This window comes from Rhodopseudomonas sp. B29, from assembly GCF_000333455.1.
Lineage (GTDB): Bacteria > Pseudomonadota > Alphaproteobacteria > Rhizobiales > Xanthobacteraceae > Rhodopseudomonas.
Map to the genome: position 1 here is coordinate 9325 of NZ_BADD01000086.1, position 21737 is coordinate 31061.

Here is a 21737-nt window from a genome sequence, read left to right on the forward strand (position 1 = left end):
TTTGAAAAAGAGAGGGCAAGGGCTAACGGCGCATCATGGTCTTGGCGGCTTCGAGCAGCGCAGCAGTCGTGCGAATCCCAATGGATTTCAGTTGGCGGGCGGAGGCGGCATCGATGCCGTCGAGCTGGGAGATGGGATAGGTCATGGACTCGGGAAGGTTCAAGCAAACTGACGAAGGCCGGGCGTACCAGCGATGATGGCGCCCATCTGGTCCGCACCGATTTTGTCACGGCCGAAGCGGAAAAGTTCGCGCGCCACGTTCTGAATTTCTCCGATGCCCAGACCAAGACCCATCAGCCGCGAGCCCATCGCCATCACGCCGCCGCCCATCAGCCGCGCGAGGCCGCCGCGACTGCCCGCGGCGGCCTGAATAGCCGCTTCGGCCCCGGGGATGGTTTCAATCAATTGCTGAACAGGCTCTGCAGGGCCTTCGTTGCGGAGAAACTCGAGAACGATGCCGACGGTTTTTTCGGCAACGCTCGGATCCAGCCCGACCTTGTCGGCCAGCCGTGCAACCAACTCTTCCATAACGCCCCCGCCGCGCCGGCTTGTGTGCCGGATTGGTCTTATCGGTTTATCCTGATCCCGCACGTCGCCAAACACAAGCGCGTACGTATCCGTGTTCGCGTATCCGCCGCGTTCGACGGGCAACTGTTGCAGTGTTGCAAGAGTTTCGGCGACGAACGGTGGCGTGATGTGTGCGCCTCAATCGCCCGTGACACCTTTCAGAAGTATGAAGAGCAGCGCATGATCCGCGCTGCAGCATTGTCGTTGAACAGTTCCACATCGTGTGCAGATTATTGTACTGATCGAAAGCAACCCAAGACACCAACATATGATACAGCGCAGCACTTGCGATGCGAGGAAGCGATCAGAATGGCGACGGTGAAGACTGAAGCGGTGAGCGGCGATAGCGACGGCAGGATCTTCATCGGCAAAGGCGAACAGCCGGCATGGCTGACGCTCGGCCTCGCCAATCGCCACGGTCTCGTCACCGGCGCCACCGGCACCGGCAAGACCGTCTCGCTGCAGGTGATGGCGGAAGGCTTCGCACGCGCCGGCGTGCCGGTGTTCGCAGCCGATATCAAAGGCGATCTGTCGGGCATCTCGGAGGTTGGCGAGGCGAAGGATTTCATCCTCAAACGCGCCAAGGACATGGGATTGAATTTCCAGCCCGACCAGTTCACCACGGTGTTCTGGGATGTGTTCGGCGAGCAGGGCCATCCGGTGCGCGCCACGGTGTCGGAGATGGGGCCGCTGCTGTTGTCGCGGATGCTCGATCTCAACGACGTGCAGGAAGGCGTGCTCAACGTCGCGTTCCGTGTCGCCGACGACAACGCGCTGCCGCTGATGGACATGAAGGATCTGCGCGCGATGCTCGACGCCATCGCGCCGATCGCCGCCAAGGTCGCGGACAGCGACGTCAATGCCGACATCCGCCAGGCCGCGCAGTCGCTCGGCAACGTCACCAAGCAGACGGTCGGCACCATCCAGCGGCAGTTGCTGGTGCTCGAAAATCAGGGCGGTGAGAAATTCTTCGGCGAGCCGGCGCTGCAATTGAAAGATTTCATCCGCACTGACAGCGACGGCCGCGGCGTCGTCAACATCCTGGTCGCCGACAAGCTGATGAGCAATCCGCGGCTCTACGCCACGTTCCTGTTGTGGATGCTGTCGGAGCTGTTCGAGGAACTGCCGGAAGTCGGCGATCCTGACAAGCCGAAGCTGGTGTTCTTCTTCGACGAAGCACACCTGTTGTTCAACGATGCGCCCAAGGCGCTGATGGACAAGATCGAACAGGTGGTGCGGCTGATCCGTTCCAAGGGCGTCGGTGTGTACTTCATCACCCAGAACCCGATCGACGTGCCGGATCGGGTACTGGCCCAGCTTGGCAACCGTGTTCAGCATGCGCTGCGCGCCTTCACGCCGCGCGACCAGAAGGCGGTGGCTGCCGCTGCCGATACGTTCCGGCCCAATCCCAAGCTCGATACGGCCAAAGCGATCACCGAACTCGGCAAGGGCGAGGCGCTGGTGTCGTTCCTCGAAGGCAACGGCACGCCGGCGATGGTCGAGCGTGTGATGGTGCGGCCGCCGTCGGCGCGCATCGGGCCGATTACGCCGGAAGAGCGCAAGGCGATCATCGCGGCGAGTCCGGTGAAGGGCAAATACGATACCGCGGTCGATTCCGAGTCCGCCTACGAGAAGTTGCGCGCGCGCATCGAGGGAAAAGCCGCGGGCCCCGAGGCTGCGCCGGCTGACGGCGGCATCCTGGGCCAGCTCGGCAGCATCGTCTCCACGGTGTTCGGCACCAACACGCCGCGCGGCAAACTCACCACCGGGCAGGTCGTGGCGCGTGACGTCGCCCGCACGGTGACTAATTCGGTGATCGGCGGACTCGCCGCCGACCTCGGCAAATCCGTCGGTGGTTCGCTCGGTAGCTCCGTCGGCCGCTCCATCGTCCGCGGCACGCTCGGCGGTTTGCTGCGGCGGAGTCGTTGAGGGGGGAGGCGCTTTCAACGTCATTGCGAGCGAAGCGAAGCAATCCAGCCCCGTGCACTGCGCTGGATTGCTTCGTCGCTGCGCTCCTCGCAATGACGGGACTACTTGTCGAACCTGAGCGCGGCGAAGCATCGTAAGTCATCAAAAGGAACACACCATGCCCGCCACCACGCAAGTCAAAGCCGTGCTCGATCACGCCGATGCGGATTTCGACGCTTCGCTGCAGCGGCTGTTCACGCTGCTGCGGATCAAGTCGATCTCGGCCGATCCGGCGTTCGCGGCCGACTGCAAGGCGGCGGCCGATCATCTGGCCGGCGAGATCGCCGCGCTTGGTTTCGACGCCGAGGTGAGGCCAACCGCCGGCCATCCGGCGATCGTGGCCAAGGCCAAGGGCAACACCGGCAAGCGGCCGCATGCGTTGTTCTACGGTCACTACGACGTGCAGCCGGTCGATCCGTTGTCGCTGTGGCACCGGCCGCCGTTCGAGCCGGTCGTCACCGATCATGCCGACGGCCGCAAGATCATCGTGGCGCGCGGCGCGCAGGACGACAAAGGTCAGCTGTCGACCTTCGTCGAGGCCTGCCGTGCCTGGAAGACGGTGACGGGCGAATTGCCGATCGATCTCACCATCGTCATCGAAGGCGAAGAGGAGGTCGGCTCCAAGAATTTCGTGCCGTTCCTGGAGGCCAACAAGTCCGATCTGAAAGCCGACTTCGCGCTGGTGTGCGACACCGGTATGTGGGATCCGAACACGCCGGCGATTACCACGTCGCTGCGCGGCCTCGTGTACGAGGAAGTGAAGATCAAGGCCGCCAATCGCGACCTACACTCCGGTGTCTATGGCGGCGGCGCGCAGAATCCGATCCGCGTGCTCACGCGCATCCTCGGCGGACTGCACGACGAGCACGGCCGCATCACCATCCCGGGCTTCTATGACGGCGTGAAGGATCTGCCGCCCGACATCCTGGAGCAGTGGAAGGGCCTCAACCTCACTGCCGAGAGTTTCCTTGGACCGATCGGGCTGTCGATCCCGGCCGGCGAGGACGATCGCCTGCTGATCGAGCAACTGATCTCGCGGCCGACCTGCGACATCAACGGCATCGTCGGCGGCTACACCGGCGAGGGCTCCAAGACGGTGATCGCTGCCGAGGCGTCGGCGAAGGTGTCATTCCGCATCGTCGAGGGCCAGGATCCGGTGAAGATCCGCGATGCCTTCCGAGCCTATGTCACCGCGCGTCTGCCGGGCGACTGCCGCGCCGAATTCCTCGATCACTCAAACGGCGCGGCGATCGCGCTCGATTGGAACATGAAGCCGCTGGCGGCCGCCAAGCGCGCGCTGACGGACGAATGGGGCAGGGACGCGGTGCTTATCGGCTCCGGCGCGTCGATTCCGATTGTCGCCGACTTCAAGCGTACGCTGGGACTCGACAGCGTGCTGATCGGCTTCGGCCTCGACGACGACAACATCCATTCGCCCAACGAGAAATACGATCTGCGCAGTTTCCAGAAAGGGATTCGCTCCTGGGTGCGGATTCTCGGTGCGCTGGCGGCCCAGCCGGCCTGATCACGCCGCGCGTCACAACGTCGCCCGCCTCATACGCGAGACGGCCGACGTTTGCGCCCGCTCGCGCGAAACTCAAGAGTCGATCTAAATCGGTTCCGTTGTGCAAACGCAGCTTGACGAATTCGCTCGGTGTCGTCGGCAACGACGTTTCTCGCGCTTTCGAACCGGTGATGGTGCGTTGTCATAACTAACAACTCGCGGTTCCAAGCCGTAGAGCCGTTCTAAACGAATCTTCGCTGACGCAGGTCGAACGGCGATTCGATGCACTGATGTAAACGGATTCTAAGTTCGTCGCGTTGATCCTCTCTGTTTGATCACTTAGTCACGCCCCCTTCATGGACTGGGGGCGTGCCTTGCGTGAATTCAAGAACAACAAGAATCGTTTGTGTACCGGCGTTGCGACCGGAACGTTGTCTCTCCTGCTGACGAGTGCCGGACTCTCGCAAGCCCACGCGCAAAGCGACGAGCCGCGGGTGCTGCCGCCGGTATCGGTCGAGGCGCCGCAGCAACGTGTCCGTGCGCCCCGTGTCGTTCAATCACGCTCGACCTCACCACGCGCAGCGCGCGTCGCGCCGCAGCGTGTGGCAGCCGAGCGGCCGCCCGCACCGGTGGCGCCGTCGACCACGATGGGGACGACGCACACGATCGGCGCGCCGGCTCCGGCCTATGCGGGCGGCCAGGTGGCGCAGGGCGGCACGCTCGGTCTGCTCGGCTCGACCAGCGTGATGAACACGCCGTTCTCGACCGTGAATTTCACCTCGCAACTGATCGAGAATCAGCAGGCGCGCACTGCCGCCGACACGCTGATCAACGATTCCTCGGTGCGTACCACCACCGGCGCCAACGGCTTCGACGACACCTTCCAGATCCGCGGCTTCCCGGTCGCGGCCACCGACGTCGGCCTCAACGGCCTCTACGGGCTGGCGTCATCGCAACGCGTGCCGGCGCAGATCATCGAGCGCATCGAGCTGTTGAAAGGCCCCGGCGCGCTGATCAACGGCATTGCGCCCGGCAACAGCATCGGCGGCGGCATCAATATCGTCACCAAGCGCGCCAGCGAGACTGATTTCGCGCGGCTGACGCCCTTCTTCATGACCGGGGCCAATTACGGCCTGCATCTCGAAACCAGCCGCCGCTTCGGTGCCAACAAGGAATGGGGCGTGCGCTTCAACGGCGTCGGCCGCAACGGCGAGGCCTCGATCGACAACGGCAACTTCCGTAGCGGCCTCGGCGCGGTCGGGATCGACTATCGTGGTGAGCGGTTCCGCTGGACTCTCGATGCGTTCTCGCAAAACGACGACACCGACAATTTCCGCCCGCAGATCAGCCTGTCGTCGGTCGGCAGCACGATCCCGAAGGCGCCGGATGCGCGCAGCAATTGGTACCCCGGCACGAAGCTGCGGCAGAAGGACAATACCGTCGCGACCGCGGCAGAATACGACCTGACCGACTGGCTCACCGCCTATGGCGGCGTCGGCTATCGCGAAGGTTCGAACTATCAGACCTTCCCGACCTCGGCGACGCCGGTCGACGCGCTCGGCAATTTCACCGTGCGCAACACCTACTACGACTCCACGACCAAGACGGTGAGCGGCAATGTCGGGCTGCGGTCACAGTTCGACACCGGCTTCATCGGCCACAAGCTGAATGTCGTCTACACCGGCTATCAGCAGGAGATGGCCTACGCCTATATTGTCGGCAACACGGCGGCGTCGAACATCTACAACCCGTCGCCATTGCCGAGCATCACCGCGGCACGCACCGCGCCGCAGCACTCGCAGGACACCACGCTGCAGAGCGGCGCGGTGGTCGACACGATGTCGTTCCTCAACGACACCGTGCTGCTGACCGGCGGCGTGCGCCAGCAGAACGTCAAGCAGGACGCCTTCAGCACCACCACCGGCGTGCTGACCAGCAGCTACGACGCCAGCGCAACGTCGCCGCTCGGCGCCATCGTGGTCAAGCCTTGGCACAACGTCTCGCTCTACGCCAACTACGCCGAGGGCCTGAGCCAGGGCAGCATCGTCGGCGCCGGATTCTCCAACACCGGCACGGTGCTGGCGCCGTACAAGTCGAAGCAGCAGGAAGCCGGCGTCAAGGTCGACTGGGGCAGCATCACCACCACGGCGGCGGTGTTCGAGATCACCCGGCCGAGTTTGATCACCAACGCTGCGAACGCCCGCGTCTACGATGGCGAGCAGCGTAACCGCGGCGTCGAACTGTCGGTCTATGGCCTTATCATGCCGGGCTTGCGGGGCATGGCAAGCGCCACCTTCATCAAGCCCGAGCTGACCAATCCGAGCGATCCGACGCAGCGCGGCACGACGCCGCCGGCACGCCTGACAAGACGTTCTCTGCCGGCCTCGATTGGGATACGCCGTGGGTGCCCGGCTTCGCGCTCAACGGCCGCGTGATCTACACCGGCAGCTCCTATCTCACCACAGCCAACACGGTGAAATTTCCGGACTGGACGCGGCTCGACGTCGGTGCGCGCTACACCACGACCCAGCTCACCGGCAAGCCAGTCACCTTCCGGTTCAACATCGAGAACATCACCGGCGAGAACTACTGGCTGACCACCGGCACCTACGTCACCGTCGGTGCGCCGCGGACTTACATCCTCTCGGCTGCGTTCGATTTTTGATCGGCCACGACTTCGGTTGGACCAATAGGTAGACGTATGTACAAACCCTTCTTCGCGATCATCGTGCTGCTCGGCCTCGGCGGGCCGGCGCAGGCGCATCAGATCTGGATCGAGCAGGCCGACGGGCAAAACGCGGTGGTGCGGTTCGGCGAGTTCGGCGAGAATTTGCGTGAGGTCTCGCCGGGCCTGCTCGACAAATTCGGCAAGGTGACGGCGACGCTGATTTCCGCCACGGGCGAGCAAACGATCGAGGCGACCAAGTCCGCCGACGGCTTCACCCTGCCGTTCGCCGCGAAGGCCGGCGACATCATCGTAGCGGCTGACGCCAACTATCCGCTCTATGTCTGGAAGCAGCACGGCAAGGACATCAGGAACTGGTACTATCCGGCGGCGCGATTCATTACCGGCGTCGCCGCGCAGCCGCCGAAGCTGGTGCTCGATCTGGTGCCGGCCGGCGGCGAGGGACAGTTCAGGCTGGTGTTCAAAAACGAGCCCAAGCCCAAGACCAAGGTAACGCTCACCACGCCGTCCGGCTGGTCCAAGGAAGCGCACAGCGACGACCAGGGCCTGGTCAGTTTCGACATGCCGTGGAAGGGCGTCTATGTGGCGGAAGTCAGCGTCAATGACGCCGTCGCCGGCGAGCGCCGCGGGGCAGGCGGGCCGGAGTCGTACGATGCGGTGAGCTATGCCACCACCGTCACCTATGTGAAGCCGCAAGGCCTCGATCCGATTCCTCCCGGACCGCCGGCCAAGCCGGCCGTGCCTAAATGAATTTCGTTTACCGCATCGTCGGCGTTCTGCCGCTGATCTCGCGCATCGTCGCCGCGATCGTCGGCGGCTATGGCCTCGCGACCCTCGCCAGCGTCGCCGCGCTGGCCTTGCCGATCGCAAAGCCGCAGGCGGTACTCACCGGGCAGCTCGCCAGCTTCGCGGTCTGCGCCGGCGCGGTGATCTGGGTCTATGCGGTCCGTCGCGCGCGGACGGCTTGGCTTGGTCTGGTCCTGATCGCTGCGGTGCTCGCACCGCTCGCCTGGGTGGCATCGTGACCAAAGCTGCGCAGGCGGGAGGTCAGATGCGGCACGTCGAAGGCGGCATCCGCCAGCGCATGGCCGGGCTTCACACCTGGACGGGGCTGCTGCTCGGCTGGGTGCTATACGCGATGTTTCTCACCGGCACGGTGTCGTATTTCAAAGACGAGCTGTCGCAATGGATGCGGCCGGAGTTGCCGGCGCTGACGCAGCGGCTCGACGAGGCGACGACGGCGCAGCGTGTCGCCGACGAACTCGGCCGGCTCGTGCCGGATGCTTCGATGTGGAGCATCAAGCTGCCGGATGCGCACAGCAACAGCGTCTACGCGTTCTGGCGCAGCACCGATCGCCAAGCGCCGCGCGGCGGGTTCGGCGAGGGCATTTTCGATCCGCAAACCGGTTCACGCTTCGCGGCGCGGGGCACGCTGGGCGGCGACTTTTTCTACCGCTTCCACTTTCAGTTCTATTACATGTCGCCGCTGTGGGGACGCTGGCTCGCCGGCATCGCGGCGATGTTCATGCTGATCGCCATCATCGCCGGCGTGATCACCCACAAGAAGATCTTCACCGACTTCTTCACCTTCCGATGGGGCAAAGGCCAGCGCTCGTGGCTCGACGCCCACAACGCGTTGTCGGTGTTCGGCCTGCCGTTTCATCTGATGATCACCTACACGGGCCTCGTCACCTTGATGGCGCTGTACATGCCGTGGGGCGAGCACACCGCGCTCAAGACCGCGGCCGAGCGCCAGCAGCTCGCCGTCGAGCTGAGCCCATTCGGAGCGCTGCCGAGCAAGCGCAGCGGGCAGACGGCGCCGCTGGGTTCGATAGCCGACATGGTGCGGCAGGCAGAGGCGCGTTGGGGCGAGGGCATGGTCGGGCGTGTCAATGCCGCGCTGCCCGGCGACGCCGGTGCGCGCGTTGTGGTGACGCGCGGCGACGCCGGCCGGGTGTCGATGAGTCCGTCTTATCTGGAATTCGACGGCACCAATGGTCGGCTGCTGGCCGTGCACGACCATGTCGGCGCCGCCGCCGAAACCCGCGGAGTGCTGTACGCGCTGCACCTCGGCCGGTTCGGCGATATCGAGACGCGCTGGCTGTATTTCCTGGTCAGCTTCATGGGCACCGCGATGGTCGGCACCGGCCTCGTGATGTGGACGGTGAAGCGGCGGCAGAAGCTGGCGGACACCGAGCGTCCGCATTTTGGTTTTCGCGTCGTCGAGCGGCTCAACATCGCCAGCATCGCCGGGCTGTCGGTGGCGATGACGAGCTTTCTGTGGGCCAACCGGCTGCTGCCGCATCCGATGCAGTCGCGCGCCGAGTGGGAGATCCACGTTTTCTTCATCGTGTGGGGACTGACGCTGCTCTACGCGCTGCTGCGGCCGGCGCGGGCGGCGTGGGTCGAACTGCTGGCAGCTGCCGCGGTGCTGCTGGCGTTGCTACCTGTCTTGAACGCGCTGACGACTTCGCGGCCGCTGTGGCACAGCGTGGCGGTCGGCGATTGGGTATTCGCGGGGGTGGATTTGATGTGCTGGGCGCTGGCGGCGCTGCACGGCGTGCTGGCGTTCCGAACCGCTCGCCGCGGCCGCGTCACGCCTGCAGGGAAGCCGCGAGATTTTGTCGCGATCGCCTCCGCCGAGCGCGCGCGATGAGTCACGCGGTCGTACAGGCGCTGTGTCTCGCCGGCTTCGCTGCACTCGCGCTCGCGACGCGGCGGCTGCAGCGCGATGCGTTCGGCAGTCCTTTGCGCCCCGCCGTCACGTTGGCACTCCGCAGCGGTGCAGCGGCGCTTTTGCTCCTGAGCCTCGCCGTACTCGTCACCTGGCAGGGATGGGGCGTTGGCCTCGTCATGTTCAGCGGTCACACCACCCTGGCTGCTGCGCTGGTGTACTGCGCACTGATCGGATACGGGCGGCTGCGCCGGCCGCATACAAGGAGCCCTGCCTCGAACAACTAACGGCCCGCTGCCGAAGCAAAAACGCCGCCCGGAATTGGGCGGCGTTTGGATTCAATAGCGTAGAGGGTTATGGACCAAAGATAGCACGCCTGCGTCGAAAATCAATCGCGCGGCGGCGTTCGTCATTGCGAGGAGGCGAAGCCGACGAAGCAATCCAGCGCAGTGCACGGAGCTGGATTGCTTCGCTTCGCTCGCAATGACGGGAGCTCAGTTCCGGTAGCTCGGATCGATGCGGTCCAGTTTGCGCAGCAGCGGCGGCCAGACCAGCTTGGTCGAGCGTAGCTCCATCGCATCCTGGTTGGCGACGAGCGTATGGTTCTTGTCGATCACCATGTTCTCGACCGGATAGGCGGTCGGGCCGAGCATGCGGGTGCGGACCTGCATCGTGCAGGCGCGCTCGAGGTGATACATGCGCTCGAACGCCGAGGCGACGCTGCGGCCGACCGTCAGCGTGCCGTGATTGCGCAGCAGCATGTGGTTCTTGGTGCCGAGGTCGCGCTGGAGGCGCGGCCGCTCGTCGTGATCGAGCGCGACGCCTTCGTACTCGTGATAGGCGAGGTCACCGGTCACGAAATGCGCGGTCTGGTTCAGTGGCAGCAGGCCTTCCATACAGCTCGCCACGGCGGTGCCGTCGGCGGTGTGCAGATGAATAACGCAGCCGGCGTCCTCGCGGACCTCATGGATCGCCGAGTGGATGGTGAAGCCGGCCGGATTGATGCGGTACTGGCTCTCGGTGAGCTGGTTGCCGTCGAGGTCGACCTTCACCAGGCTCGACGCCGTGATCTCGTCGAACATCAGGCCGTAGGGATTGATCAGGAAGTGATGCTCCGGGCCGGGCACGCGCGCCGAGATGTGGGTGTCGACCAGATCGTCCCAGCCATAATAGGCGACGAGGCGATAGCACGCGGCGAGATTGACCCGCTGCTCCCACTCGGCCTCGGTCATTTGCGACGGGACTTCTCTCAGGCGTGCAGCTTCGGCCGGTGACATGCGTTTCTCTCCGCAGGTTGTTGTTGGGCGGCAGGGTATTCCTGCAATTGCTTCGCAGCAAGCGGTGGCGCGAAAATCGGGTTCAAACCGACGCGAGCGCAGGTCAAAGGCGGCATCCCCACTGGGAACGTCTGGCCGCGAGTGGTCGGCTCACGCTGCAACAAGTTGTTTGCAATCCCTGGCGACGATTGCCGATCTCGGTCATGTGACGTTATCGTCGGGGCGGCCGCGGCCCATCGGCGCGGGGTGGAGTTCGGAATGATCTTGCTGACGGTGGCCGGGATCGGCTTCCTCATGGCGGGCCTGCTGGCGATCGGCTTCGGTGTCCCGGTCAAGGAATTCAGCTTCGGCAACACGCTGATCCTGTCCGGCGTGGTCGGGGCGTGCACCGGCATGCTGCTGCTCGGCCTGGCGATCGTGCTGCGCGAATTGCGCGCGCTGGCCGAGCGTGTCGGCAGTGCCGCGTCCGAACGCGACATTCAGGTCAAGCCGCTGTTCCCCGAGCCGCCGCGCACCGAACAAGCTTCCGATGGGCGTCTGTTTCCCGGTGACCGGCCCGAACCGGCTGGACGCCGTGAGCCTCTTGAGCCCGCTGCAGCGGAGCCGCCGCCATGGCAGCAGGCTCGCCGCGACCGGCCCGCCGCGCCTCCGCCTCCTGCGGAGGAGCCTGAGTCGGATCTCGCGCCTCCGCCTTTGCCGTCTGCCGATCCGGGGCCCAAGCGCCGCAATCTGTTGTTTTCCTCGACCTCGCGCCGTGAGCGGGAGCGAGCGGCTGCGCGGTCCGGCGAGGTCGCAGCCGAGCAGGACGAGGGCGAGGCTGCAGCGGCGCCGCCGCGCAGCTTTGACGATGCTTGGCTAGGCCCGACACGCCGCGCCCGACCGGCCGCCGAGGAGGCGCCGGAGCCTCCGGCCGCTCCCGTGCCGGATCGGCCGAGCTTGCCACGCGGCGACGAGCCGCAGCAGGTCACCGTGATCAAGTCCGGTGTGGTCGACGGAATGTCATATTCGCTTTATTCGGACGGCTCGATCGAGGCGCAGATGCCGGAAGGCATGATGCGATTCGCTTCGATCGACGAATTGCGTGCCCATCTCGAGCAGCGCGGTTAGGCTCTCGTCTAGCTTGCGGCGGCTGCTGTCGGCACAGTAAATGATTGTAATGCATAGATGATTGCGCGGCGCGCGGGCCCATTTCGGCGCAGCCGCCAGATCAGTCGCAGGCCGCGCGGCGGCCTCGCAGACAACACCGGATCGGAACCTGGATTCATGAGCGACCCCGCGGGCAAGAGCTTCATCGAACTGACCGCGACGATCGTCTCTGCCTATGTCAGCAATAATCCGACCCAAGCGGCCGACCTTCCCAACCTGATCGGGCAGGTCCACGGCGCGTTGCAACGCCTCGCCGGCGGCCGGCCCGAAGTGCAGCCGCAGGAGCCGGTCAAGCCGGCGGTGTCGCTGAAGAAGTCGGTGACGCCCGAGTATCTGATCTGTCTTGAAGACGGCAAACGCTTCAAATCGCTGAAGCGGCATCTGCGCACGCGCTACAAGATGACGCCCGAGCAGTATCGCGAGAAATGGGGCCTGCCGGCCGACTATCCGATGGTGGCGCCGAACTATGCGGTCGAGCGGTCGCAACTCGCCAAGAAGATGGGGCTGGGCCAGCAGCGCCGGCGCCGGGGCAAATAGGAAATGAGAAAAATTTCCTGAACAGGCCTTGTCTCAGGCGAGGGTTCGTGTGAAGATTTTCCTAATTGGAAAGTCTGCATGGGAACAGCATCATGGCTCACTCCGCTCGCCGCCGCCGTCGTTTAGCGCAACCGCACAGCACCGCTGAAGTCGACGCGTTTCGCGCCCGCCATCTCGCGCTCGGGGAAAGCGAGATCATGACCGCGGAGGGGCTCGCGCGTGTCACCATTGACGAAGGCGAGAGCCCGCTGGCCTGGCTGGCGCGGCGCAAGGGCCGCGACGGCCGCAGCCTGATCAGCGCCGAACAATTCGTCGCCGGCGAACGGCTGCGGGCCGATTTCACCCGCGGCAATCTCACACCGCGCGTCACGTCGAACTGGGGTGCACCGACCGGCGGCCGTAGCGGGCCGGGCGAGATGACGGACGTGATGGTCGCATCCCGGCAGCGGTTCCAGCACGCGCTCGACGCCTGCGGGCCGGAGTTTTCCGGCATCCTGATGGACGTGTGCTGCTTCCTGCGCGGGCTGGAAGATGTCGAGCGCGAACGCGGCTGGCCGGCGCGTTCCGCCAAGGTGGTCCTGCAACTTGGACTCGATCGGCTCGCCCGGCATTACGGCCTCGTCGCCACAGGCGGCGCGGCACGGATGCGGAGCTGGAACGCCGAGGCAGCCGGCTCCGCTGGCTGAGTTCAGGCCGAGGCGGCTTGCGTCTCGCGGGCGTCGGCCTTGATGCGCTCGATCATCGAGCGCAGCCCGTTGGAACGTTGCGGCGTCAGATGTTCCTTGAAGCCGAGTTCGTCGAATACGGCGATCGGCTCGGCGGCGAGAATCTCTTTCGAGGTGCGGCCCGACACCAGCGTCAGCAGGATGGCGATCAGGCCACGCACGATGTGCGCGTCGCTGTCACCGAGATAGGACAGCACTGGCTCGCCATCGGCGTTTCGCTCGAGTTTGCGCGACAGCCAGACCTGACTGGCGCAGCCCTGCACCTTGTTGGCAGAGGAATGCTCCGCCTCGGGCATCGGTTCGAGCGTGCGTCCGAGTTCGATCACGTAGCGATAGCGATCGTCCCAGTCGTCCAGCAGCGCGAAATTGTCTCTGATCTCGTCGATCGTCATCGTGACCCGTCATCTACCCACGCAGGCTCCGCGCGAGCGGAACCGGCTTCAACAAATATATGGGAAGATGCTGGTCAGAAAGCGATATCGACGGCTTGGCCGCTGAATCGCTGCCTTAATTGGTCGCAGCCGCGGCCGGCAGGTGCCACTCGATCGCCAGATCCTGATCGGTCAGCGTGTTGGCGGGCGCGAGACCGAGCAGCGCCGGATCGGTCTGATCGTTGCCGGCGATCGAACTGGTGTGATCGTTCGACTTCTTGTCGGTGATGATCTGATACAGCTTGCGCGCGCCGTCCTGGGCGCGCTGGCCGATCACCGTGGCGGCCTGTTCGCCGACTTCGCAAGCCGCCGGCTGGCGCTTGCAGAATTGGCTGAAATCCGACACGGCGGCGGTCGCTGCCGACACCGCCTCGGAGGCTTCGATTTTCGGCATCTTCGCGGATTCGGGCGTCTGCTCGCGCGGCAACAGCACGAGCACCAAACCAAGCCAGAAGGCCATGCGAAGCAGGAAGAACATCTCGCGACCCCGTCGTCCAAATCCCCGTTGCGATGTCCCTCGCAATCGCCGCTGTCCTACGGCTGCATCAATGAATTCGGCGTGTTCTGGTTACTTACAATTCGACGAGAATCGGTAAAGCGAAGCCGCTCGTGTGATTCGCCGTAAACAATCGATTGATGCGGCAGGGCTATCGAAGACGCGCGTTGATCTCGTCCACCAATTCGAAACCATGACGCCGCGGCTTTCGAAACCATGCGTTCACCATCAGCCATCGAACAGGTCCGTGGAATCGGCGCAAAGCGATCGTGTTTGCGCGCAGCGCGTGCGCCTTAGTGTTCGTTTAAGGTGCCTCTGACACGTTGGGGCAACCAACGGAGCAGCTCGCTCCGACAAGAGGCGACGGCGAGCGCGATCAGCGTGGCAATAATCAAATCGATCAGCGGATGTCTGGATGCGCTACTGCATCCGTCGGCGCGTCACGACGCGCTGGCGAGTGCGCAGCATCGCGTCTTCATCGCGCCGCGCCTGCTCGGCAGTCTGGCCGCCTTTGCTGCGTTCCCGCTGTATCTCGCCGTGCGCGGAGCGCCGACGGCTCTCGAAGTTGCAGCGTTCGGCTGGCTGATCGCGCCGATCCTGCTGTCCTGGTATTTGTCCCGCACCGGCCGCTACGAGATCGCGCATGTGCTGTCGTCGCTCGCGCTTGCGGGCTTCGTCACCGGTGTGGCGTATCTGACCGGCGGACTGTCGTCCTTCGCGGCCGTGTGGCTCGTGCTGATCCCCGTCGAAGCTGCGCTGTCGGCGTCGCGCCGCGTCTTTGCTTTCGCCGCCGGCCTGGCGCTGCTTTGCGCGCTGCTGCTGAGCTTGCTGGTGGCGCCCGGCGCCATCGGCGGCTGGTCGCCCGGCGGCATTCCGCGGCGAGGCGCTCGTCGGTCTCGCGATCGGCTCGGCGATGATCTACGCCACGACGCTGTCGTTCAGCACGGTGGCGCTGGCGCGGCTGGCCGGCGCGCTGCGCGGCGCCGAGGAACAGCGCTATCAAATGTTGGCGCGCAACATCAGCGATGTGATCGCGCGCTATAGCGGCGACGGTGCGGTCACGTTCATATCGCCGGCGGCCGAACCGCTGCTCGGCGTGCCGGCGGCACGGCTCGCCGGCCATAGCCTGTTCGATCGCGTGCACGTCGCTGATCGGCCGGCTTATCTGAAGGCGATTTCCGATGCCGGGCGCGGCCAGCCGCGCAGCGTCGAGTTCCGTATCCGCCGCGAAGTCGCACGCGACGACCGCGGCCGCCCGCTCGCGGCCGAATTCGTCTGGATCGAGATGCGCTGCCGGCCGCTCGAAGCTGATGGTGCCACCGCCAGCGAGCAGGGCGTGGTGGCGGTGATGCGCGACGTCACCGAGCGCAAGCTGCAGGATCAGGAACTCGAGGCGGCGCGCGCCGAGGCGAGCCGCGCCGACGCCGCCAAGAGCCGCTTCCTCGCGACCATGAGCCATGAGCTGCGCACGCCGTTGAACGCCATCATCGGGTTCTCCGACATGATCCTGCACGAGGACGAGCTGCGGCTCGCCCCCGAGCGGCGTAAGGAGTACGCGCAGCTGATCAACGATTCCGGCCAGCATCTGCTGTCGGTCGTCAACGGCATCCTCGACATGTCGAAAATCGAATCCGGCAACTTCGAGAACGTGCCAGATCCGTTTTCCCCGCGGCCCGCACTGGTCAAATTTGTGCAATCTTTTGGGCGCTCAAAGCCCGCGAGAACGGCATCGATCTCGTCACGCGCGCGCCCGAGGATCTGCCCGACGTCACCGGCGATCCGCGCGCGTTCAAACAGATCCTGCTGAACCTCGTCTCCAACGCCATCAAGTTCACCGAACGTGGCGGTGCCGTCACCGTGTCGGCGGTGGTCGAAGGGACGCGGCTGGTGCTGCGGGTCAGCGACACCGGCGTCGGCATCGCGGCGGAGGATTTGAAGCGGCTCGGCGATCCGTTCTTCCAGGCCGGCAAGACTTATCAGCGGCGCCACGAAGGCACCGGGCTCGGGCTCTCGATCGTCAAGAGCCTGGTGAGCCTGCAGGGCGGCGATCTCGACGTGCAGAGCGAGCTCGATCGTGGCACCACCGTCACCGTGACGTTGCCGCTCGCGCAGCCGCTGGCCGCGACGAGCAACATCGCGACGCTGGCACCGGCGGCGGCGATCGAGCCGGATCTACAAGACCATCGGGTGAAGAAGAGTGCCTAGAAAGAGTAAGGACGTCGAGGCGCCGCGTCGCGGCCGCAAAGCGGCGGCCGCAGCGGCGGATGAAAGCGAGGAGCGGGGATTGGTGATGCGGCTACTGATGCACAGCCCGAAGGACGTCGTTGCCGGCATGTTCGCGTCCGCGGCCGTCGTGGCGATCATCACCAATGCGATGTTCATGCAGGCCGGCCGCCATCCGTCGCCGATGTTCGGTAGTGCGCCGTCGACCACCGTTTCGGTGATCACTTTGCCGCGTCCGCGGCCGGTCGAAGCCGAGCCGCGCCTCGACAACAAGGCACTCGAGGCCAAGCTGTTGGAGCCGGCGATCACGCCGTTCAAACCCGACAATAAATCGGCCGATGCCAAGCCTGCCGATGCAAAGCCTGCCGACGTCATGGCGGCCGAAACCAAGCCCCTCGAAGCCAAGACGATCGAAGCCAAGTTGGCGGAGACGAGGCCGGGCGTCGTCAAAACCGTCGATACCAAGCCTGCCGAAGCCAGGCACGCGGCGCCGGTCCGCGACAGCCATGTGGCGCGCGGCAGGCCAATGGAGCTCGTGCCGGACGATCCGATGGCCAATCTGGTGCGCAGCACGGCGGGCTCGTCGGCCGGCATTCCGCGCCCGCCGGCTGCGATCCCGGTTGCGTCGGCCGACAACGTGTCGGCGATCGGCGGCTCGCGTCGGGTAGCCGCGGTGCAGCGCGCGTTGACGGATTTCGGCTACGGCCAGCTCAAGCCGACCGGCGTGGCCGGCGCCGACACCCAGGCGGTGATCGCGCGCTTCGAGCGCGCCCGGCATCTGCCGGTCACCGGCCATATCTCGGACCGTCTGGTTCGGGAACTCAGCGTCGTCACGGGCCGGGCGATCGACTAAATCACACGTCCCGTCTTCATCATCGTCGAAGATGAACGCTAAGCGCTACGCGCTGCCGCATTTTCGCGCGATTTCCTTCGCGATTCCGCGCCCGACGACATGGCGCGGACAACAAGCTGCCATCGTCCGATTCGACATTGGAACCCGTGAGGTCGCCAGGCGGCCTCGCTAGCGCGCCGGACTGATTCTTAAAATTCTGGTAAGCGCCGAGGGAAGTAACGAAATCGCAAGTAATCAAAGTTACCGATTGGTCAAACGAGCCGGAGGATTTGGACGTGGACGAGCATCGCAATCTGCCCAACAGCGAAGATCAGGCTGCCGCTGGCGCTGAACCGCACGTTGAGGCGTCGGCCGCCGCGCAGGCTGCCGCGACGAGCGACGCCGCCGCGACCGATGCTGCGGCCGGCGAAGCTGGGGAGTCTTCCGCATCGAGCACGGAGCAGGGCGCAGACAGGCGCGAAGCTGCGCTCCGCGTCGGCAAGGTCACCGTGATGGGACCGGCGCCGAAGGACTGGTACCGGCATTGGGACGATGAAATCGAGGTCGAGGCGCCCGATGAACCGCGGAGCGCCTCCTACGGCAAGCGCAAGCTCGCCGTTGTCGCCGCGCTGGTGATCCTCGCTGCGTTTGCAGGCGCGATCGGCGGCGCGCTCGCGACCGCGGGCTTCGGTATGATGACCGACGCCCCGCATCCGGACGTTGCCAAGGTCGAGGCGAAGACCAATCCACTCGAAGCTCAGGTGGCGCAGCTCCAGAGCGAAGTTTCGGCGCTCAAGGCCAGCATCGACAACGCTGCCAAACAGAACTCGGTGCAGATCGGCAAGACCGCCGAACGGCTCGAGCGCATCGAGAAGGCTCAGGCCGAACCGGCCGCCAAGATCGCCAAGCTCAGCGAAGCTGTCGACAAGCTACGCGCGGCGCCGGCGACGGTCGCGGCTGCGGCGCCCGCCCCGCCGGTCACCGTTGCATCGGCCGCGGCCGGAGAGGTCACCGGCTCGATTGCGTCCAGGGCGGCGCCGAAGCCCGAGGTCGGCCGTCTGCCGACGATCGACGGCTGGATCCTGCGCGACGTTTATAACGGCGGCGCCGTGATTGAAGGCCGCACCGGCACCTACGAGGTGTTCGCCGGAGATCCCGTGCCCGGCCTCGGCCGCGTCGACGCGATCCGTCGTCAGGACGGCCGCTGGGTGGTGGTGACCAATCGCGGGCTGATCGTCGGCCGCTGATCGCCGCCGCTGCTTTGCTCATGTGATCGTCGGCTTTCGCTGATAGGGTGGTGCCCATCAGCGGAGGGCCGGCGGTGAGCGATCAGCGAGATCCACAAGGACACGACAAAGCGCGCGAGCGCCAGATCGCGCAAAACGAAAGCGCCCGTCAGACAACGGGCGCTTTTCGCGTTTCGACCTTTGCGATCCTGATCGCCGTGCTGATCGCACTGGCACTATGCGGTTGGCTGTTCTTCACGCGCTGAGCGTTAAGAGCTTGAAGTTTTCAGTGCCGGGTAACTAACCTCTCCCCGCCGGCGGGGAGAGGTCGGCCCGGCAGAGCGAAGCGAAGCCGGGTCGGGTGAGGGGGCGTCCCCGCGTGGCCGAGAGTCAGTGCCCGTGTCGCCCCTCACCCCAACCCTCTCCCCGCAAGAGCGGGGCGAGGGAGCGCGCCGTGCGACCTGACTACCCCACCGTTCCAGACTGACGCAGCGCCGCAATCGCTGCGTCGTCGTAGCCGGCACTGCGCAGAATGTCGTCGCTGTGCTCGCCGATGCCGGGCGGTTTGCGCGGCTTTCGCTTGTTGCTGCCGTCGACCCAGATCGGGCTGTTGACGGTGAGAGTCGTGTCGTCCTCGAACGGTACCAGCACGTCGTTGTCGAGCATCTGCTGATCGTGCGTGATGTCGTCCAAGACGCCGACGACGCCGAAGATCAGGCCGCTGCCGTCGAGAGCCCGGCGCCAATCGGCGAGATCACGCGTCGCGAAGATCTCGTCAAAGATAGCGATCAGTTCGATCGAGCGGGCATGGCGATCCGGCTTGGTGGTGAAACGCGGATCGTCGGTCAGGTCTTCGCGGCCGAGGCAGCGCATCAGCACCGGCCATTGCTTCTCTTCGTTGAGGAGTGACAGGATGATCCAGCGGCCGTCGCGGCAGCGATAGTGATTAGTGACGGCATTCAGCGCACGCTCGCGCGGACGACGCTCCTGGAAGCGTGCGCCGACCAGCTTGGCCTGAGCCAGCACGCTCGACGCCCACACGCCGTTGGCCATCAGGTTGGATTTGACGTGGCCGCCTTTGCCGGTGCGCTCGCGCTGATACAGAGCGGTGACGATGGCGCCGTACAGCGCCATGGCGCAGGGATGATCTCCCATTCCGGCCACCGAGCGTGCCGGCGTCGTATCCTCGTCGGCGCGGACGAGGTCCATCAGGCCCGACCGCGCCCACCATGCATGCTGTCGAAGCCGGGCTGTTGGCCTCGTCGCCGCGCTCGCCATAGCCGGTGAAGCTCGCGTAGATCAGCCTTGGATTGAGCGGCGCCAGATCCTCGTAGGTGATAACAAGCCGACCGCGAACCGCCGGCGGAAAATTGGTGATGAACACATCGGCGTCGGCGACGAGCTTGCGCAGCACCGCTTTGCCTTCGGGCTTGGCCAGGTCGAGCGCGAGGCTGCGCTTGTTGCGCGATTCCAGCATCCACGCGTAGTTGTGCTCGCTGATCGGATAGCCGGGGAGATTCGGCAGGTTGCGATAGGGATCGCCGGCACCGGGCGGTTCGATCTTGACGACGTCGGCGCCGAAGTCCGACAGCACAGTGGCTGCCGCCGGCGCCGCGATGAAGCTGGCGCAATCGAGCACTTTGAGGCCCGAAAAGATGCCATCCTGCATAACGCTGAGCTCTCCCATTGTTGTTCTTGGCGTTTTTCGTTGTCCGGAATTAACGGGAAGGCCGCGCCGTCCAGCTGCGACTACATATGACCCGGCCCGGAGTGGTGATGCAACGCCCGTCAGCGCGGCCCGACTGTGTGATTGGTGCATCAGCTCGCCGATCCTGCACGCGGCGCGTGCGGGCATCGGTTGGCACGGCCTGCCTGTCGGGCTAGCTTCGCGTCCGAAAGCGGGCGGGGAACCAAGATGCCGGGACTGAGACGGGGATTTGGCTGGATGCTTGTGGCCGCGCTGGGCGGCCTGATGGCGGCCACGCTGCCGGCGCGGGCGGCGCAGCTCACCTCGCAGATTTCGTATCTCTATACTTCGGTGTCGATCAATCCGCCGAGCGTGAACGGCATGACAGTGTGCTACGGCTTCGTCTGTCGCCGTCGCTTCGAACTCGTGTTCGGGCCCGGCGATCGTGCGGCCCTGACCAGGATCATGGCGTCGGGCAAGGCCTCCGCCGTCGCGGAGCGCGCCGCCGTGCAGAAGGCGGTGGTGTGGCTCGACCGCCGGCTCGGCCCGGTGATCGGTACCGATAAGCGCATCGCGCGCGCCGACTTCCGCTATTTCGACGACAAGCACAATTTCGATTGCTGGGACACGACGCGCAACACTACCAGCCTGTTGCTAGTGATGCAGGGCTGGGGGCTGTTCAAGTATCACACCGTCGGCGATCCGAAATATCGCGGCAACGTGCTGGTGCTGCAGACACCGCACAACACCGCGGTCCTCACCGATCGCGCCACCGGCACCGACTGGGTCGTCGACATGTGGACCCGCGCGTATGCGCAGTCGCCGGAAGTGATGCCGGTGGATCAGTGGGTGAAGCTGGACTGAGCCATTCTCCAACGTACGTCATTCCGGGGCGCGCCGTCAGGCGCGAACCCGGAATCCCGACGTGGCAGTGCACGCTGGCGTTTCCAGAACTTCGGGATTCCGGGTTCGCGAGCTGGCGCTCGCGCCCCGGAATGACGTGGAGTAAGGCGGGCGCGTACCTCGTACTAAGCCAGCATCGCCTCGCTGCGATCCAGCGCCGCTGCTAACTCCCGCGACTGCTCGATCGGGCACACCCGCATCGGCTCGATACGACCGCGGATTTCGGCTTCTCGCGTGGGGAGTGCATCGGCGGCGATCCCGGCCGTTTCGCGCACCTCATCGGACAGCAGTGTCTCGCAGCCGAGCGCCTTGGTCATGTCCTGCAGCCGGGCGGCGACGTTGACGGCATCGCCGAGGGCGGTGAAGACCATGTGGTCGCGATAGCCGATCTCGCCGACGATCACTTCGCCGCCATGGATGCCGATGCCGAAGCGGATCGGCTCCGGCAGATCATGACCGACCGAGCGGTTGAGCTCATCAATCGCAGCGGCGATCGCCGCGGCGGCGCGGATCGCGTCGCGGCAGGCCTCGCGCGGTGGCTGCGTCAGGCCGAACAGCGCCAGCATGCCGTCGCCGACGAACTGATTGGGCTGACCGCCGCAGGCGATCACCGCGCGCGACACCGCGCCGAGAAAGCGGTTGACGATGAACACCGTATCGAACGGCAGCCGGCTCTCGGCAATGCGCGTCGAGCCGCGCATGTCGACGAACATGCTGACGAGGTAGCGCTCCTCGCCGATGCGCCGCGCCCGCATCGGTCGTGTCGCGCTACGCGGCGGAAACACCGGGACGAAAGCGAGGTCGTGTGTCGGCCGCAGCTGGCAGGCGAGGCGGATTGACGGATCATCGCCGGCG

At 65.3% G+C, this 21737-nt stretch carries 18 protein-coding genes and 4 pseudogenes (1 of these 22 running past the window's edge); 15 read left to right on the plus strand and 7 right to left on the minus strand.

Going from position 1 to position 21737, the window contains the following annotated elements; all coding sequences use genetic code 11:
- A pseudogene (locus I5M_RS29110) lies at positions 1 to 145 on the minus strand (DUF4332 domain-containing protein); it reaches 264 nt to the left of the window's first position.
- A gap of 14 nt (positions 146 to 159) precedes the next feature.
- On the minus strand, positions 160 to 528 hold the full coding sequence (locus tag I5M_RS03165; RefSeq protein ID WP_022720075.1) for a hypothetical protein: 369 nt from the start codon (positions 526 to 528) through the stop codon (positions 160 to 162).
- 348 nt (positions 529 to 876) lie between these two features.
- On the opposite strand from I5M_RS03165, the gene I5M_RS03170 reads away from it, so the two are divergent.
- From I5M_RS03170 to I5M_RS03200, 7 genes and pseudogenes are all read left to right on the plus strand, one after another.
- The gene (locus I5M_RS03170; RefSeq protein WP_022720076.1) at positions 877 to 2496 is read left to right on the plus strand and encodes a helicase HerA-like domain-containing protein; all 1620 of its coding nucleotides are present in this window, start codon (positions 877 to 879) and stop codon (positions 2494 to 2496) included.
- Between the two features lie 157 nt (positions 2497 to 2653).
- Positions 2654 to 4060, plus strand: a complete 1407-nt coding sequence (locus I5M_RS03175) for a M20/M25/M40 family metallo-hydrolase (protein ID WP_022720077.1) — start codon at positions 2654 to 2656, stop codon at positions 4058 to 4060.
- A gap of 335 nt (positions 4061 to 4395) precedes the next feature.
- A pseudogene (locus I5M_RS29115) lies at positions 4396 to 6704 on the plus strand (TonB-dependent receptor).
- A 36-nt stretch (positions 6705 to 6740) separates the two neighbouring features.
- Positions 6741 to 7475 carry a cobalt ABC transporter substrate-binding protein gene (locus tag I5M_RS03185; RefSeq protein WP_022720078.1) on the plus strand — a complete coding sequence of 245 codons (735 nt, stop codon included), beginning with the start codon at positions 6741 to 6743 and terminating at the stop codon, positions 7473 to 7475.
- Positions 7472 to 7750: a hypothetical protein gene (locus I5M_RS03190; protein WP_022720079.1), complete on the plus strand. Its 279-nt coding sequence runs from the start codon at positions 7472 to 7474 to the stop codon at positions 7748 to 7750. Before I5M_RS03185 ends, I5M_RS03190 begins: the two co-directional genes overlap by 4 nt.
- Positions 7751 to 7776: 26 nt before the next feature.
- Entirely contained in the window at positions 7777 to 9381 is a 1605-nt protein-coding gene (locus tag I5M_RS03195) for a PepSY domain-containing protein (protein WP_051048645.1), read from the plus strand.
- Positions 9378 to 9686: a DUF3325 family protein gene (locus I5M_RS03200; RefSeq protein ID WP_022720081.1), complete on the plus strand. Its 309-nt coding sequence runs from the start codon at positions 9378 to 9380 to the stop codon at positions 9684 to 9686. Before I5M_RS03195 ends, I5M_RS03200 begins: the two co-directional genes overlap by 4 nt.
- Before the next feature lie 207 nt (positions 9687 to 9893).
- On the opposite strand, the gene I5M_RS03205 is transcribed toward I5M_RS03200, so the two are convergent.
- The gene (locus tag I5M_RS03205) at positions 9894 to 10676 is read right to left on the minus strand and encodes a class II aldolase/adducin family protein (RefSeq protein ID WP_031335199.1); all 783 of its coding nucleotides are present in this window, start codon (positions 10674 to 10676) and stop codon (positions 9894 to 9896) included.
- Between the two features lie 258 nt (positions 10677 to 10934).
- Between I5M_RS03205 and I5M_RS03210 the strand changes: the two genes are divergently transcribed.
- From I5M_RS03210 to I5M_RS03220, 3 genes are all read left to right on the plus strand, one after another.
- On the plus strand, positions 10935 to 11783 hold the full coding sequence (locus I5M_RS03210; RefSeq protein WP_022720082.1) for a hypothetical protein: 849 nt from the start codon (positions 10935 to 10937) through the stop codon (positions 11781 to 11783).
- A gap of 156 nt (positions 11784 to 11939) precedes the next feature.
- A complete protein-coding gene (locus I5M_RS03215) occupies positions 11940 to 12359 on the plus strand; it encodes a MucR family transcriptional regulator (RefSeq protein ID WP_031335200.1) in 420 nt (139 codons plus the stop codon).
- 92 nt (positions 12360 to 12451) lie between these two features.
- On the plus strand, positions 12452 to 13045 hold the full coding sequence (locus tag I5M_RS03220) for a DUF6456 domain-containing protein (protein WP_022720084.1): 594 nt from the start codon (positions 12452 to 12454) through the stop codon (positions 13043 to 13045).
- 2 nt (positions 13046 to 13047) lie between these two features.
- Here I5M_RS03220 and I5M_RS03225 read toward each other — a convergent pair whose 3' ends face one another.
- The gene (locus I5M_RS03225; RefSeq protein WP_022720085.1) at positions 13048 to 13476 is read right to left on the minus strand and encodes a SufE family protein; all 429 of its coding nucleotides are present in this window, start codon (positions 13474 to 13476) and stop codon (positions 13048 to 13050) included.
- Between the two features lie 115 nt (positions 13477 to 13591).
- A complete protein-coding gene (locus tag I5M_RS03230) occupies positions 13592 to 13993 on the minus strand; it encodes a DUF5330 domain-containing protein (protein ID WP_022720086.1) in 402 nt (133 codons plus the stop codon).
- Between the two features lie 399 nt (positions 13994 to 14392).
- On the opposite strand from I5M_RS03230, the pseudogene I5M_RS29120 reads away from it, so the two are divergent.
- From I5M_RS29120 to I5M_RS31990, 4 genes and pseudogenes are all read left to right on the plus strand, one after another.
- Positions 14393 to 16216, plus strand: a pseudogene (locus I5M_RS29120) (PAS domain-containing sensor histidine kinase).
- Complete coding sequence (locus tag I5M_RS03240; protein ID WP_031335202.1) at positions 16209 to 17087, plus strand: peptidoglycan-binding domain-containing protein; 879 nt, start codon at positions 16209 to 16211, stop codon at positions 17085 to 17087. Before I5M_RS29120 ends, I5M_RS03240 begins: the two are co-directional and overlap by 8 nt.
- Before the next feature lie 275 nt (positions 17088 to 17362).
- Positions 17363 to 18313 carry a hypothetical protein gene (locus tag I5M_RS03245; protein WP_031335204.1) on the plus strand — a complete coding sequence of 317 codons (951 nt, stop codon included), beginning with the start codon at positions 17363 to 17365 and terminating at the stop codon, positions 18311 to 18313.
- 47 nt (positions 18314 to 18360) lie between these two features.
- Positions 18361 to 18558 (plus strand): hypothetical protein, encoded by a 198-nt coding sequence (locus I5M_RS31990; RefSeq protein ID WP_148287817.1) that lies wholly within the window; start codon positions 18361 to 18363, stop codon positions 18556 to 18558.
- A 199-nt stretch (positions 18559 to 18757) separates the two neighbouring features.
- On the opposite strand, the pseudogene I5M_RS29125 reads toward I5M_RS31990, so the two are convergent.
- Positions 18758 to 19961, minus strand: a pseudogene (locus I5M_RS29125) (CaiB/BaiF CoA transferase family protein).
- Between the two features lie 276 nt (positions 19962 to 20237).
- Here I5M_RS29125 and I5M_RS03260 point away from each other — a divergent pair.
- Positions 20238 to 20843 carry a hypothetical protein gene (locus I5M_RS03260; protein ID WP_022720090.1) on the plus strand — a complete coding sequence of 202 codons (606 nt, stop codon included), beginning with the start codon at positions 20238 to 20240 and terminating at the stop codon, positions 20841 to 20843.
- 164 nt (positions 20844 to 21007) lie between these two features.
- Here I5M_RS03260 and I5M_RS03265 read toward each other — a convergent pair.
- Positions 21008 to 21737, minus strand: a 730-nt coding sequence (locus tag I5M_RS03265; RefSeq protein WP_022720091.1) for an adenylate/guanylate cyclase domain-containing protein, incomplete at its 5' end; no start/stop codon positions are given.

What these genes read in the sequence shown, in the direction of transcription:
- I5M_RS03165 (WP_022720075.1), bottom strand. Translation starts at nt 528, where the DNA reads ATGGAAGAGTTGGTTGCACGGCTGGCCGACAAGGTCGGGCTGGATCCG.
- I5M_RS03170 (WP_022720076.1), top strand. Translation starts at nt 877, where the DNA reads ATGGCGACGGTGAAGACTGAAGCGGTGAGCGGCGATAGCGACGGCAGG.
- I5M_RS03175 (WP_022720077.1), top strand. Translation starts at nt 2,654, where the DNA reads ATGCCCGCCACCACGCAAGTCAAAGCCGTGCTCGATCACGCCGATGCG.
- I5M_RS03185 (WP_022720078.1), top strand. Translation starts at nt 6,741, where the DNA reads ATGTACAAACCCTTCTTCGCGATCATCGTGCTGCTCGGCCTCGGCGGG.
- I5M_RS03190 (WP_022720079.1), top strand. Translation starts at nt 7,472, where the DNA reads ATGAATTTCGTTTACCGCATCGTCGGCGTTCTGCCGCTGATCTCGCGC.
- I5M_RS03195 (WP_051048645.1), top strand. Translation starts at nt 7,777, where the DNA reads ATGCGGCACGTCGAAGGCGGCATCCGCCAGCGCATGGCCGGGCTTCAC.
- I5M_RS03200 (WP_022720081.1), top strand. Translation starts at nt 9,378, where the DNA reads ATGAGTCACGCGGTCGTACAGGCGCTGTGTCTCGCCGGCTTCGCTGCA.
- I5M_RS03205 (WP_031335199.1), bottom strand. Translation starts at nt 10,676, where the DNA reads ATGTCACCGGCCGAAGCTGCACGCCTGAGAGAAGTCCCGTCGCAAATG.
- I5M_RS03210 (WP_022720082.1), top strand. Translation starts at nt 10,935, where the DNA reads ATGATCTTGCTGACGGTGGCCGGGATCGGCTTCCTCATGGCGGGCCTG.
- I5M_RS03215 (WP_031335200.1), top strand. Translation starts at nt 11,940, where the DNA reads ATGAGCGACCCCGCGGGCAAGAGCTTCATCGAACTGACCGCGACGATC.
- I5M_RS03220 (WP_022720084.1), top strand. Translation starts at nt 12,452, where the DNA reads ATGGCTCACTCCGCTCGCCGCCGCCGTCGTTTAGCGCAACCGCACAGC.
- I5M_RS03225 (WP_022720085.1), bottom strand. Translation starts at nt 13,476, where the DNA reads ATGACGATCGACGAGATCAGAGACAATTTCGCGCTGCTGGACGACTGG.
- I5M_RS03230 (WP_022720086.1), bottom strand. Translation starts at nt 13,993, where the DNA reads ATGTTCTTCCTGCTTCGCATGGCCTTCTGGCTTGGTTTGGTGCTCGTG.
- I5M_RS03260 (WP_022720090.1), top strand. Translation starts at nt 20,238, where the DNA reads ATGCTTGTGGCCGCGCTGGGCGGCCTGATGGCGGCCACGCTGCCGGCG.